Genomic DNA, 13,811 nt, shown 5'->3' on the forward strand with positions numbered 1-13,811 from the left:
TTTTTGTAGGAGCGAGCTTGCTCGCGAAGAACGTCAACGATAATGCGTGCTTCCTGGATGAACGCGGCGCTCTCCAGTTCTTCGCGAGCAAGCTCGCTCCTACAGGAAGACGGCATCAGGGCTTGCCGTGAATTAAGGGCTTGACCTTCCCATCAGGTCAAGCTTGATCCTACAGGCAACTTTTCCTGGAGGAACGCCCCATGAATGGATCTACCACCTTCGACCTGCCGATCAGCGGCATGACCTGCGCCAGTTGCGTCGGGCGGGTCGAGCGCGCCCTGAACAAGGTGCCCGGCGTACAAAGCGTCAGCGTCAACCTGGCCAATGAACGGGCCCATGTCGAGGTGGCGGGCCAGATGGACCCTGCCGTGCTGATCGCCGCTGTGGAAAAAGCCGGCTACACCGCCACCCTGCCGCAAAGCGAAACCGCCACCCAAGCCAGCCAGGAACAGCGTCTGAAAGGCGAACGCTGGTCGCTGGTGATGGCCATTGCGTTGGCGTTGCCGCTGGTCTTGCCAATGCTGGTGCAGCCCTTCGGCCTGCACTGGATGCTGCCGGCCTGGGTGCAGTTCCTCCTCGCCACACCGGTGCAGTTCATCTTCGGTGCGCGCTTCTATGTCGCCGCCTGGAAAGCCGTGCGCGCCGGCGCGGGCAATATGGACCTGCTGGTGGCCATCGGCACCAGCGCAGGCTATGGCTTGAGTCTCTACCAGTGGTTTATCGCCCCGGCCGGGGTTGAACCCCACCTGTACTTCGAAGCTTCGGCGGTGGTGATTGCCCTGGTGCTGCTCGGCAAATACCTGGAAAGCCGCGCCAAACGCCAGACCGCCAGCGCCATCCGTGCCCTGGAGGCCTTACGGCCGGAGCGGGCGATTCAGGTGATCGATGGCCGTGAGCAAGAGGTTGCCATCAGCGCCCTGCGCCTCAACGACCTGGTACTGGTCAAGCCCGGCGAGCGCTTTCCGGTGGACGGCGAAGTGGTCGAAGGCCAAAGCCACGCCGATGAAGCCTTGATCACCGGTGAAAGCCTTCCGGTGCCGAAACAGCCTGGGGATAAAGTCACTGGCGGCGCGATCAACGGTGAAGGCCGTTTGCTGGTACGCACCCTGGCCCTCGGTGCCGAAAGCGTTCTGGCGCGGATCATTCGCCTGGTCGAAGACGCCCAGGCGGCCAAGGCGCCGATCCAGAAACTGGTGGATAAAGTCAGCCAAGTGTTTGTGCCAACCGTGTTGGTGATCGCCCTCGCCACCCTGATTGGCTGGTGGTTGTACGGTGCACCGCTGGAAACGGCATTGATCAACGCGGTGGCAGTGCTGGTCATTGCCTGCCCTTGCGCATTGGGGCTCGCCACGCCGACGGCGATTATGGCCGGCACTGGCGTCGCGGCCCGCCACGGGATTCTGATCAAGGACGCCGAAGCCCTGGAACGCGCCCACGAAGTCAGCGCGGTGGTGTTCGACAAGACCGGCACCCTCACCTCCGGCGCACCGAAAATCGCCCATCTGAGCGCCGTGGATGGCAACGAAGCTTTGTTGCTGCAACAGGCCGGTGCCCTGCAACGCGGTAGCGAACACCCCTTGGCCAAGGCGGTGCTGGACGCCTGTCATGATCAAGGTCTGCCAGTTGCCGATGTCAGCGCCAGCCAATCCCTGACCGGGCGCGGCATTGCCGGCACCCTGGACGGTCGGCAACTGGCCCTGGGCAATCGGCGCATGCTCGATGAAACAGGCTTGAAGCCGGGTGACCTGGCCGCCAACGCCAGCGCCTGGGAAGCCGAAGGCCGTACCTTGTCCTGGCTGATCGAACAAAGCCCACAGCCTCGGGTGCTGGGCTTGTTCGCCTTTGGCGACACCCTCAAGGACGGTGCCCTGCAAGCCGTGCAACAGCTCAAGGCGCGGCATATCAGCAGCCACTTGCTGACCGGCGACAACCGCGGCAGTGCCCGCGTAGTGGCACAAGCGCTGGGCATCGACGATGTGCACGCCGAAGTGTTGCCAGCCGATAAAGCCGCGACCGTCGCCGAGCTGAAAAAGACCGGCGTGGTGGCCATGGTCGGCGACGGCATCAACGATGCTCCGGCCCTGGCCGCTGCGGATATCGGCATTGCCATGGGCGGCGGCACCGACGTCGCCATGCACGCGGCCGGCATCACCTTGATGCGCGGCGATCCACGCCTGGTACCCGCAGCCCTGGAAATCAGCCGCAAGACCTACGCGAAAATTCGACAGAATCTGTTCTGGGCCTTTGTGTATAACTTGATCGGCATTCCGCTGGCCGTGTTCGGCCTGCTCAACCCGGTATTGGCCGGCGCCGCCATGGCCCTGTCCAGCGTGAGCGTGGTCAGCAATGCGCTACTGTTGAAAACCTGGAAACCCAAGGATCTGGAGGATCACCGCCAATGAACATCGGCCAGGCAGCCCGGCAAAGCGGCTTGAGCGCCAAGATGATTCGCTATTACGAGTCCATCAACCTGCTCAAGCCGGCCCATCGCAGCGACAGCGGCTATCGCCTGTATAACGACGACGACCTGCACACCCTGGGGTTTATCAAGCGCTCGCGAGACCTGGGGTTTTCCCTGGAAGAAGTCGGCAAGTTGCTGGAGCTGTGGCAGGACCGGCAACGGGCCAGTGCCGACGTGAAAGCCTTGGCTCGCCAGCATATCGAGGAGCTGGATCACAAGATCCGCGAGTTGGGGCAGTTGCGCGACACCTTGCAGGACCTGGTGGAGCACTGCCAGGGCGATCACCGGCCCGATTGTCCGATTCTCAAGGAGTTGGCGTCGGGCAGCTGTTGCGGATCTAACTGACCGAACGCAAAACCTAATGTGGGAGCAGGGCTTGTGTAGGAGCTGGGCTTGCCCGCGATGCAAGCACCTCGGTACATCAGTTGCACCGAGGTGATGCTATCGCAGGCAAGCCAGCTCCCACACAAGCCCGCTCCCACATTTTTAACCCCCAGTATGCCGGGCGATCACTGCATCCAAGGCGGCGGCGGTTCTTCTGCCGGTTTGCCCGGTGGCGCATCGTCCGCTGCCCGGATCGCCTGGCGCCGCTCTTCGTCGAGCCGCGCCGCTTCGATCTCACGCATCACGCCGCCCACATCCGCCAGCTCTTCCGGCTCGTCGAACTCGCCGGTCAGCACGCTGGCCGGGTGCAAGGTGCCGGCTTCGTACAGCGCCCACATTTCCTTGGCGTACTTGGTGGTCTTCAATTCCGGGGCAAATCGCCCGAAATACGAAGCCATGTTGCCCACGTCCCGCTCCAGCATGGTGAATGCATGGTTGTTACCCGCCGCGTCCACCGCTTGCGGCAAGTCGATGATCACCGGCCCCGTCGGCGTCAACAGTACGTTGAACTCCGACAGGTCACCGTGCACCAGGCCGGTACACAGCATCAGCACGATCTGCGAGATCAGGAACGCGTGATACTCGCGGGCCTGATCCGGTTCCAGCACCACATCATTGAGCCTTGGCGCCGCATCACCGTATTCATCGGCCACCAGTTCCATCAGCAAGACGCCTTCTAGGAAGTCGTAGGGCTGGGGCACGCGCACACCGGCGCCCGCCAGACGAAACAGAGCCGCAACCTCGGCGTTCTGCCACGCGTCTTCGGTTTCTTTTTTACCGAACTTGGAACCCTTGGCCATGGCCCGGGCCTGCCGGCTGTTGCGGACCTTGCGGCCTTCCTGGTATTCGGCCGCCTGACGAAAACTTCGTTTATTCGCCTCCTTGTAGACCTTGGCGCAACGTAACTCGTTGCCGCAGCGCACCACATAAACAGCTGCTTCTTTACCACTCATGAGTGGGCGCAGCACTTCGTCGACCAGACCGTCCTCGATCAGGGGTTCAATGCGTTTAGGAGTCTTCATCAGCTTTTATTGTGGGTCCTTTATTACCAAACACGCGTATGGCACTCGTTATACGGCAATCCTCGCACAGCGGGGAGAGGGTAACGAGCTTTGATCTGCTAAAGAATGCATCCAATATGCCAGATTAATCCGACAAAGCCGCTATTGCTCAAGGCGTTCGGATAATAGCCGAGATCAGCGCTCAATGATCGCCGTCACGCCTTGCCCACCTGCCGCGCAGATCGAGATCAGCCCGCGCCCCTTGCCCGCCGCATCCAGCAGCTTGGCCAGGTTGGCGACAATACGCCCACCGGTGGCCGCAAACGGGTGCCCGGCGGCCAGGGAACTGCCCTTGACGTTCAGGCGGTTGCGGTCGATAGAGCCTAGCGGCGCGTCCAGGCCCAGGCGCGTCTTGCAGTAATCGGCATCTTCCCAGGCCTTGAGTGTGCACAGCACTTGGGCGGCGAAGGCTTCGTGAATTTCGTAGTAGTCAAAATCCTGCAAGGTCAGGCCATTTCTCGCCAGCAAGCGTGGGACGGCATACACCGGCGCCATCAACAGCCCTTCGGCACCGTTGACGAAATCCACCGCCGCCGCTTCGCCATCACGCAGGTAGGCGAGGATCGGCAGGCCACGTTCCTTGGCCCAGGCCTCGCTGCCCAACAACACCAGGGAAGCGCCATCGGTCAGTGGCGTTGAGTTGCCAGCGGTGAGGGTGCCCTTTTCGCTGCGCTCAAAAGCCGGTTTGAGGCTGGCGAGTTTCTCCAGGGTCAGGTCCGGGCGCAGGTTGTTGTCACGGGTCAGGCCCAGGAACGGCGTGAGCAAATCGTTATGCCAGCCCTCGGCGTAGGACGCGGCCATCTTCTGATGGCTTTCCAGGGCCAGTTGATCCTGCTCGGCGCGGGGGATCTGCCAGGTCTGGGCCATCAACTCGCAATGCTGACCCATGGATAGGCCGGTGCGCGGCTCGCCATTGCGCGGCAACTCCGGCTTGAGGTGCTGGGGACGAAGTTGTAACAGGACTTTTAATTTATCCGCCATGGATTTGCTGCGATTGGCTTGCAGCAGGATTTTGCGCAGCCCCTCGTTCACTCCGATGGGCGCGTCGGAGGTGGTGTCGACACCGCCAGCGATCCCGCATTCGATCTGCCCCAGGGCAATCTTGTTGGCCACCAGCAACGCCGCTTCCAGCCCGGTGCCACAGGCCTGTTGAATGTCGTAGGCAGGGGTTTGCGGCGACAGGCGCGAGCCCAGCACGCATTCGCGGGTCAGGTTGAAGTCCCGCGAATGCTTGAGCACCGCGCCTGCCGCCACTTCGCCCAAGCGCAGGCCGTGCAGGTTATAGCGCTCGATCAAACCTTCCAGGGCAGCCGTCAGCATCGCCTGGTTACTCGCCGTGGCGTAGGGGCCATTGGAACGGGCGAAGGGGATACGATTACCGCCAATGATCGCGACACGGCGCAGCTGAGTCATGTAAAGCTCCCTGAAGGTTGTAGGTGCATTCCTGAGCCTAGACTAGGAACGACTGTTACCTATTGATGGTCCACCCTTTGAACCCCAGCAGCCGGAGAGCGTTCCATGTCTGACCGTTATATCGACTTCGCCAACTCAAGCCTTGGCCACCGCGTGGTCTCGGCCATTGGCCTGCCGTCCCCGGTACGCCTGGAGCGCTGGCAAGCCGGACGCCTGCGCCCGGTGGAGGGCGCCCTGCTGTTGGGTGGCGGCCCACTGGCGGCCCAGGTGTTGGGGTTTGCCAATAAACTTACCGAGGCCATCTACAGCTACGGGCCCGAGCCGCTCAAGGCCACGCCGTGGATCCCCGGGCATGGCCCCAAGCTCAAGGCAGTGCTCTTCGATGCCAGCCATTTGCAGCACACCGACCAACTCAAGCAACTGCGCGAATTCTTCCAGCCGTTGCTGAAAAATCTCGATCACAGCGCGCACCTGGTGATTCTCGGCCGCGCCCCGGAAAGCCTCAGCGAACCGTTCGCCGCCAGCGCCCAGCGCGCCCTCGAAGGCTTCAGCCGATCGCTGGCCAAGGAGCTGCGCAACGGCGGCACCTTGCAGTTGCTGTATGTCGGTGAAGGCGCCGAGGATCAGTTGGAAGGCGCGCTGCGGTTTTTCCTCTCGCCCAAAAGCGCCTATATCTCCGGCCAGGTGCTACGCCTGAGTGCCTGTACGACGCAAGTGCATGACTGGACGCGTCCGCTGGCCGGGCTAAAGGCATTGGTGACTGGCGCTGCCCGCGGGATCGGCGCCTCGATCGCCGAAACCCTGGCCCGGGACGGTGCCGAAATTGTGTTGCTGGATGTGCCGCAGGCCAAGGCCGACCTCGATGCCCTCGCCGCACGCTTGGGCGGGCGTGGCATTGCCCTGGATATCTGCGCCGATGACGCTGCCACCCAGTTGATCGAGCAATTGCCAGACGGCATCGACATCGTGGTGCACAACGCCGGGATCACCCGCGACAAGACCCTGGCCAATATGACCCCGGAATACTGGGACGCCGTATTGGCGGTCAACCTCAACGCCCCACAAGTGTTGACCAAGGCCCTGCTCGACAGCGGCACCCTGCACGACAACGGCCGTGTGGTGTTGCTCGCCTCCATCAGCGGCATCGCCGGCAATCGTGGGCAAACCAACTACGCCGCGAGCAAGTCCGGGCTCATCGGCCTGGCCCAGGCCTGGGCGCCGCTGCTGGCGCAACGGGGTATCAGCATCAACGCGGTTGCCCCGGGCTTTATCGAGACCCAGATGACTGCGCATATTCCTTTCGCCTTGCGTGAAGCCGGACGGCGCATGAGCTCGCTGGGCCAGGGTGGCTTGCCGCAGGATGTTGCCGAAGCGGTGGCCTGGCTGGGCCAGCCGGGGTCTGGTGCGGTCAGTGGCCAGGCGTTGCGTGTATGCGGGCAAAGCCTGCTGGGAGCGTAACGATGCTGTGGCACACATTACCCAGCAGCCCGGCGCTACCACCGCTGTGTTGGCGCGCCGCGCTCAAGCGCAAGATCACCGGCACCACCTTGCCCACGTCAGGGCTGCACTGCCGGGTGCAGGTCAATCCCGAGGCGGTGGCGGCCTATGGCAAGGTCTGCGGGTTTACCCAGAGCCCGGTGCTGCCGGCGACTTATCCACATATCCTGGCATTCGGCCTGCAGTTACAGTTGCTGACGGCGCGGGAGTTCCCCTTCCCGCTGTTGGGGCTGGTGCATTTAAGCAACCGTATCCGCGTGTTTCGCCCCATGGGTGGGGTCAGCGACGTGCGGGTCAGTGTGCATACGCGCAACCTGCAACCCCACGCCAAGGGCGCAACCTTTGACCTGATCACCACTGTCGAGGATTCCCTGGGTCTGCTGTGGGAAGGTGAAAGCCGAATGCTCTGTCGCGGGGTGAAACTCGATGGTGAGGCGCCAGAGCAATCCCTGCCAGCGCCCACGACGGTCAGCGAACTGACGCGCTGGAAGGCACCGTCCGACATCGGTCGGCGGTACGCCCGGGTCTCCGGTGACTACAACCCGATCCACTTGAGCGCCCTCACCGCCAAGCTGTTCGGCTTCCCCCAGGCGATCGCCCATGGCCTGTGGAACAAGGCACGCACGGTGGCGGCCCTGCATGAACATCTACCCGCAGCGAACATCGAGATCTACGTTGAGTTCAAGAAACCGCTACGCCTGCCTGGCGAGGTCATCTTGTTGACCAGTGCGCCCGGCTCCAGCGGCGAGTTGCAACTCAAGGGTACTGGCGATATCGAACATATGCTCGGCAAGTGGCAGCCGATTGCCTGAAACCGGGTTAACTGGCTGATAAATTGTATATATACAACCTAAGTTATAGCGGGCTATCGATAGCCCGCTATTTTATTCAAGTGATTGATTTACCTAACATCACCCCAAACAAGAATTCGCCTTATATACCCTTGGTATTAATTACCAAGGCCCATAGTCACGCCTTTATATAAATCGTTAATACCAAGTTGAGCGTTGCGATAAAGAGTGCCGAGGACTGTTATAGCCACAACGGACGCACGTATTGCCTGCTGAAGAACGGGTGAACTTGCGAGACCAACAAAGGCTGTACCAGGTGCTAAGGAACTCATCATGAAAACTCAAGTCGTGTTGTGGAAAGCAAGTACTGCATTGGCCCTTATCTTGGCGATGAGCCTGGGAGGCTGCAGCAGTGGTGGTGGCGGTCATAAGAGCAGCGTTGCATCCTCGTCCCCGGATGCTGGCGCCGGTACCGGTGGTGGTACGGGTGGTGGTGACGGCGGCGGCACAGGTGGCGGTACTGGCGGTACTGGCGGTGGCACAGGTGGCGGCACCGGTGGTGGTACTGGCGGCGGTACTGGCGGTGGCACAGGTGGCGGAACCGGCGGCGGTACTGGCGGTGGCACAGGTGGCGGAACCGGCGGTGGCACAGGTGGTGGTACTGGCGGCGGTACGGGTGGCGGCACCGGCTCAACCACCAGCCCACTGGTAACCGGTCAAATCGCAGCCAACCTGGGCGACACCCTCGGCAACGTAGGCACAGCTATCGGTGGCATCGGCACAACCGTTGGCGGCGTTCCAGTCGTCGGCACTACAGCCGGTGGCCTGGTGAACAGCGTCGGCACGGCTGTAGGTAGCGTCAGCGATGGCTTGACTGATGGCCTGGGCTCCCTGGGCACCAACAACAACTCCCTGGGCATTACCGTAGCCGGTGTGGGCAACGGCGTTGCCGACCTGGGTACCGGTGTTTCGAACACCGGCAAAACACTCTCGACCACCCTGGGCGGTATCCCGGTAGTCGGCGGCCTTACTGGCGGCGTCGGTGGAGCAGCAGGTGGCCTGGTGGATAAAGCTGGCCAAGCGGTCACCATGCTCGGCGATACCTTGAGCACCGCCAGCACCACCGGCCCACTGGGATCGGTTACCAACACCTTGGGCGGCAAAGTGCTGGTGCCTGTGGTCTCGCTGGTGGAAAACACCACCGGCAACCTGGGTAAAGCCACCGGCCTGGGTGCCCCGGTCGATGGCCTGTTGAATAAAGTCGGCTCAACCGTTACCGGCCTCAGCGGTCAAGTGGCGGGCGCTGGTGGCACCGGCAACCCTGTCACCGGTGTCGTGGGCAGTGTGCTCGGCGGTGTAGGTGCAGTAGCAGGCACTTCCGGTGGCCTGGTTTCGCCTTCCGCCGGGACCGGCAGCGGCACCAGCCCAGCCTCCGGCTTGCCTGAACTGGTGGGCGGCCTGGTAGCCAATGTCGGTAGCGGCCTGAACGCCGGTAACACCAATGGCACCGTCAGTGCCGGTGGTGTGGCAGGTGGTGCACTGGGCAACACCGTGGCCTCGCTCGGCACAGTGATCGGTGGCAATGGTGTGGCCAACACGGCAGCAACCGCACCGGTGGCAGGTCTGGCGACCAATGTGGGTGCGGCGCTGAATCCTGTGACTTCGGGTGTCAGCAGCCTGACCCAAAACATCGGCACCACGACCGGCATCGGTGCACCGGTCAACGGCCTGGTGACTCAAGTGGGCAGCGCAGTCGGCGGCCTCGGCGGCAACCTCACCGCAGCCAATGCCAACCCAGTCACCAACACCTTGGGCCAAACCGTCACCGCAGTCGGTGGCGCGGTATCTTCGGTCGGTGGCCTAGTGACCGGCGGCACCGGCGGTAGTGGTGGTGGCCTGCTCGGCGGCCTGAACATCAACACCAACACCAACGCCACGGCGTCGGGATCGGCCACTGCAACCACCGGCGTAGGCGGACTGCTCAAGGGCCTGACCGGCAAATAGAAGAATTGCACCTGGCCATTAGACGGCCTCCCCTACAGCGCCTACGCTTGGTTGAGACGAGAGATTCCAATGGGTCTCTCGTCTTTTTTATTGGAACTCCCGAACCGTGCCCTAGAACCCGGCGGGAACCTGCGAAATGCCGCTGCAGTTTTGACCATGGAGTGTCCTATGCGCGTTTTGACGCCGTTGTTATTGCTCACCCTCAGCGCTTACGTCCACGCCGAGACCCTACCCAGCTTCCTCAACAGCAACGACACCATCCGCAACCTACCCGTGCCCAACCTGCCGGCCGATGCCTACCGCCCGGTGACGCCGCAGACCCAACTGCCGGAGACCCCAGCCGCACAAGCGCAACCGTTGCTGATGGACACCAAGGTCACCATCCGCAAACTGCAGATCGAAGGCGGCACGGTGTACCCGCTGCAAGAAGTCGCCCAGGTGTTCGAGCCGTTGATTGGCCATGAAACCAACCTTGCGCAACTGATCGAAGCCACCCGCAGCATCACTCGCCGCTATCAGCAGGATGGCTATCTGTTGTCCTACGCCTTCCTGCCCGACCAACGCTTCGAACAGGGCCTGGTGCGCGTGGTTTTGGTCGAGGGTTATATCAAGGACTACCAGGTGCAGGGCGACATTGGTGCAGTCTCGGCCTACGTCGACAAGCTGGCGCAAAAGCTCCAGGCCGAACGCCCGCTGACCCGTAAGACGTTTGAACGCTACACCACCTTGATGGGGCGGATTCCCGGCGTGACCCTGCAAGCGCAAGTACCGCCACCGGGCACCACCGATGGTGCCGCGCATATGAATATCCAGGCCAGCCGCAAACCGTTTACCAGCAGCATGAGCATGACCGACGACAGCCGTGGCGGCCTGCAAGCCTTGATCGCCGGCACCAGCAATTCCCACACATCAATGGGCGAACAAGTGAGCCTCAGTGGCCTGTTCCCGCCTGGGGAAGACAAAGAGCATTACTACCGGCTCGACTACAGCCAGTTCATCAACGCCGAAGGCACGCAATTGAGCCTGTATGGCGCGCGCTATCGCAGCGACCCGAGCACCCACATCCGCCTGGACGGTGGTTTTTCACTCAAGCCGCACCGGGAGAACGACCGCTTCTCCATCGGCCTGAGCCATCCCCTGATCGCCTCGCCCAGCGAGTCCCTGACCCTCGGCACCCGCTTCTACGGGGTGAACGACAGGACCCGCTATCAACTGGTGGGTTACCCGCAACGGTTCGACGTGGAAACCGACCTGCGCGCGCTGGCCTTCGAAGGGGACTGGCGCAAGGCCGACAACCGCCAATTGCGCATCCTCAGTGCCGGCCTGTACCAAGGCATCGACGGCATGGGGGCCAAGACGCGCAGCGACCTGGAAGGGATAAAGTCGGACCTGGACTTCTTCCGCCTGCGCCTGTCCGGGGTGCAGAGCGACAAGTTCTTCGACAATTGGCAAGGCGTGCTTTCGGCAGCGCTGTACTGGAGCGACGACACCTTGCCCGACAGCGAACGGGCGGTATTCGGCGGGCAGAACTTCGGGCGCGGCTATCCGGATGACCAGGGCTCGGGCGACAAGGGCTGGGGGGTGGCCTACGAGGTCAACTACAGCTACAACCGCAGTGGCGACTGGGTGAGGATCGTGCAGCCCTACATCGTGCTCGACCGTGCCAAGGCGTGGTTCAACAACTTGCCAGTGAAGGAGAGCGACATGTCCTCGGCCGCCGTAGGCCTGCGGTTTGGCGATGCCAAGTACTACAACATTGCGTTGGAGGCGGCCAAGCCGATGTCGGATATGGCGTTGGATAGCTTTAACCGACGTCCGCGGTATACGTTGAGTTTTAGCTATCAGTTGTAGGGGTGGGGTGAGCCAATAAAGGCGCGCTGACCTGTGGCGAGGGGGCTTGTCCCCCGTTGGGCTGCGCAGCAGCCCCAAAACCGGCCACTTCGGTGCGTCTGATAGAAATCAATAAGTTTTATAGGGGCTGCTACGCAGCCCAACGGGGGACAAGCCCCCTCGCCACAATAGCCGCCGTTACCGCAGCAATGGATATGCACTCAGGTCAGCGCATCCCCCACCTTGCCAAAGAACGTCTCAATCTGCGGTCCCAGCAACTTCCCGGCGGCCAGCACTACCAACGCAATCACCACAATCAAAATCACATACTCGATGGCCGTCGCACCGTCCCTGCGGCGCAAGAGCAGCATCGACCAAGCACACATCCGCATCAGCGAGGCAAGCAACATAGGAACTCTCCTGAACCGGCGCTATGGATGAGTCACGGCTTCCCCCGCGCCAGGGGAAACAGACTGTTGAGGGTATCGATCAAACGAACCAGGTAGATGGGTTTGCGAAACAGGTCCAGGACCTGCAAGCGCAACATGTCACTGACGTCATCCATTTCGGCATGGCCGGACATGACAATCACCGGCAGATGCTCGCGTGAGGTGTGCTCACGCAGGCGCTTGATCAGGGAAATGCCGCTTTCCTCAGGCATGCGCAAGTCGGTGATGACCAGCGCGATATCAGGATGCAGTGTCAGCTCCTGCAATGCGTCAGTGACGGAGTTGGCACAGAAACAAACAAAGCCCTCGTTTCCCAGCGATTCGGCCAGTTCAACGAGGGCATCTTCTTCGTCATCCACCAACAGGATCTGCTGGCGGCTCGCAACAACAGCGTTCATGAGCAATACCTTCCAAGACAATCACTGATGGGCTTGCTCATCGCACTATTGCCAATCAGGTCAAGGCGGCCCCAACTTTAGCGAACATGGCCGCGATCTGAGGCCCAAGCAATTTCCCCGCTGCCAATACGACTAACGCAATAACTGCCACGAGGATCACGTACTCGATCGCCGTAGCGCCCTCTTTGCGATGAAACAGCAGTTGGAGTTGAAGGTAGAGCTTCATCATGAAGGTAAGGAACATATGACTTCTCCTTTGCGCTTGCTTGCGCAGATCGCGGTGCTGCACGGTGATTGCTGCGTGCCACTAGAGCATTGTCAACAAAATCCACCTCAACAACTGTAAGAACGGATTAATCACAAAGTAGTAGTCGCAAGACTGGCGCCATAAACCCGGGTTTTCGGGTGGCATGTCGATAGTTCCAAAATAAATCGTGATGGCTAATGGCATTTTGTCCTAGCTCGGCTACCGTCAAATAGCGAAATCGTTAGATGTTCATAGCTGCCTGGTTGCGAAAGAAACTCGTTGGGAAAAACGGGCACGTAGTGCAACAGGATAGGGAGAGCCTTCATGAACAGTCGTGTCAGCATGATCCTGGCCGGGTTGTTATTAATCGGTGCGCTATTCGCAGGCTATTGGGGGCTGGTGCTGAGTCGCCCGCCTGAGCCGGTTGTCGAACCGTCGCCATCTGGCGTTTCCGTGGAAAAAACCGTCGCCGCCGTCGAAGACCAGACCCGCCAATCGGTAGTGGTCCTGGCCCATGATGTGCCGCCGTATATCGCCCTCACCGCCGCCGACCTGACCCTGGAAAGACTGCGCACGGCACCGGCCGGCAGCCTGACCAGCCTCGACCAGGCCATCGGCCGCACGCCCTTGAGAGCACTGCCTGCCGGTACCTGGCTGGATGATTCGAGCTTCAATGCCGGTGGCCCCCTGGCCCGCATGATCCGCCCTGACGAACGCGCCCTGGCGGTCGCCGTCGATGAGGTCATCGGCGCCGCCGGCCAGTTGAGCCCCGGGGATTTTGTGGATGTGCTGCTGTTCCTGCGTCCGGAAGGCACCAACCCTGAGGCCACGGCCCAGGTCATCGTGCCGGCCCTGCGCCTGCTCAGTGTGGGCGATAACCTCGGCCCGACCAACGATGGCAAGCCGGCCGTAGCCCCGCCCACCACCGATGAAGAAAAGGCCCGCCAGGCACAACGCCAGGCAAGCCCGCCACGGACCGTGGTGTTGGCGGTGCCACAACAGTTGATGAGCCGTTTGATGCTGGCAACCAGCGCCGGCACCTTGCGCCTGGCCGTACGCAGTGCCGATGAGCAGTTGTTGAGCCAGTACTGGGCCGGCAACAACGAGGCCCCCGCCAACCTGCAAAGCGCTAATCGCGAGCTGTACCAGTTCACTCAACTGGCGATGCTCGGGGCCCCGAAAAGAGTCGCGCAAGCCGGGGGCGCCAACGAAACCAGGCGCTCCGGCATCGAGGTCATACGTGGTAACCAAGCGACCCAACAAAACCCCTGATTGA

The 13,811-nt window shown here is 61.7% G+C and carries 12 protein-coding genes; 7 read left to right on the top strand and 5 right to left on the bottom strand.

The features are described 5' to 3' along the window. The first annotated feature begins 200 nt into the window (after positions 1 to 200). Positions 201 to 2,402 carry a heavy metal translocating P-type ATPase gene (locus HBO09_RS26720; RefSeq protein ID WP_169999265.1) on the top strand — a complete coding sequence of 734 codons (2,202 nt, stop codon included), beginning with the start codon at positions 201 to 203 and terminating at the stop codon, positions 2,400 to 2,402. Then, on the top strand, positions 2,399 to 2,806 hold the full coding sequence (gene cueR / locus HBO09_RS26725; protein ID WP_029297571.1) for a Cu(I)-responsive transcriptional regulator: 408 nt from the start codon (positions 2,399 to 2,401) through the stop codon (positions 2,804 to 2,806). Before HBO09_RS26720 ends, cueR begins: the two co-directional genes overlap by 4 nt. A 164-nt stretch (positions 2,807 to 2,970) precedes the next feature. On the opposite strand, the gene HBO09_RS26730 is transcribed toward cueR, so the two are convergent. Together HBO09_RS26730 and HBO09_RS26735 are read right to left on the bottom strand one after the other, a co-directional pair. Further along, entirely contained in the window at positions 2,971 to 3,867 is an 897-nt protein-coding gene (locus tag HBO09_RS26730; protein ID WP_029297573.1) for a PA4780 family RIO1-like protein kinase, read from the bottom strand. Between the two features lie 174 nt (positions 3,868 to 4,041). After that, positions 4,042 to 5,319, bottom strand: coding sequence for an acetyl-CoA C-acetyltransferase (locus HBO09_RS26735; RefSeq protein WP_169999266.1), 1,278 nt, complete (start codon positions 5,317 to 5,319; stop codon positions 4,042 to 4,044). A gap of 105 nt (positions 5,320 to 5,424) precedes the next feature. Between HBO09_RS26735 and HBO09_RS26740 the strand changes: the two genes are divergently transcribed. The 4 genes from HBO09_RS26740 (at position 5,425) to HBO09_RS26755 (ending at position 11,462) form a co-directional block, all read left to right on the top strand. Then, positions 5,425 to 6,777, top strand: a complete 1,353-nt coding sequence (locus HBO09_RS26740; RefSeq protein ID WP_169999267.1) for a 3-oxoacyl-ACP reductase — start codon at positions 5,425 to 5,427, stop codon at positions 6,775 to 6,777. Between the two features lie 2 nt (positions 6,778 to 6,779). Continuing rightward, a complete protein-coding gene (locus tag HBO09_RS26745; RefSeq protein WP_169999268.1) occupies positions 6,780 to 7,628 on the top strand; it encodes a MaoC/PaaZ C-terminal domain-containing protein in 849 nt (282 codons plus the stop codon). Between the two features lie 312 nt (positions 7,629 to 7,940). Continuing rightward, positions 7,941 to 9,611: a collagen-like triple helix repeat-containing protein gene (locus HBO09_RS26750; RefSeq protein ID WP_169999269.1), complete on the top strand. Its 1,671-nt coding sequence runs from the start codon at positions 7,941 to 7,943 to the stop codon at positions 9,609 to 9,611. A 168-nt stretch (positions 9,612 to 9,779) separates the two neighbouring features. Next, a complete protein-coding gene (locus tag HBO09_RS26755) occupies positions 9,780 to 11,462 on the top strand; it encodes a ShlB/FhaC/HecB family hemolysin secretion/activation protein (protein ID WP_169999270.1) in 1,683 nt (560 codons plus the stop codon). A gap of 200 nt (positions 11,463 to 11,662) precedes the next feature. On the opposite strand, the gene HBO09_RS26760 is transcribed toward HBO09_RS26755, so the two are convergent. From HBO09_RS26760 to HBO09_RS26770, 3 genes are read right to left on the bottom strand one after another with little or no spacing between them, the layout of a single operon-like run. Further along, positions 11,663 to 11,851 carry a Flp family type IVb pilin gene (locus tag HBO09_RS26760; protein WP_169999271.1) on the bottom strand — a complete coding sequence of 63 codons (189 nt, stop codon included), beginning with the start codon at positions 11,849 to 11,851 and terminating at the stop codon, positions 11,663 to 11,665. Positions 11,852 to 11,883: 32 nt separating this feature from the next. Continuing rightward, positions 11,884 to 12,288: a response regulator gene (locus HBO09_RS26765; RefSeq protein WP_169999272.1), complete on the bottom strand. Its 405-nt coding sequence runs from the start codon at positions 12,286 to 12,288 to the stop codon at positions 11,884 to 11,886. A gap of 55 nt (positions 12,289 to 12,343) precedes the next feature. Further along, positions 12,344 to 12,532 (bottom strand): Flp family type IVb pilin, encoded by a 189-nt coding sequence (locus HBO09_RS26770; protein ID WP_029297589.1) that lies wholly within the window; start codon positions 12,530 to 12,532, stop codon positions 12,344 to 12,346. Between the two features lie 327 nt (positions 12,533 to 12,859). Here HBO09_RS26770 and cpaB point away from each other — a divergent pair, with 327 nt between their 5' ends. After that, entirely contained in the window at positions 12,860 to 13,807 is a 948-nt protein-coding gene (cpaB, locus tag HBO09_RS26775; RefSeq protein WP_104911508.1) for a Flp pilus assembly protein CpaB, read from the top strand. The last annotated feature ends 4 nt before the right edge of the window (positions 13,808 to 13,811 follow it).

Source organism: Pseudomonas sp. WS 5027 (assembly GCF_012985695.1).
Classification (GTDB): Bacteria; Pseudomonadota; Gammaproteobacteria; order Pseudomonadales; family Pseudomonadaceae; genus Aquipseudomonas; species Aquipseudomonas hygromyciniae.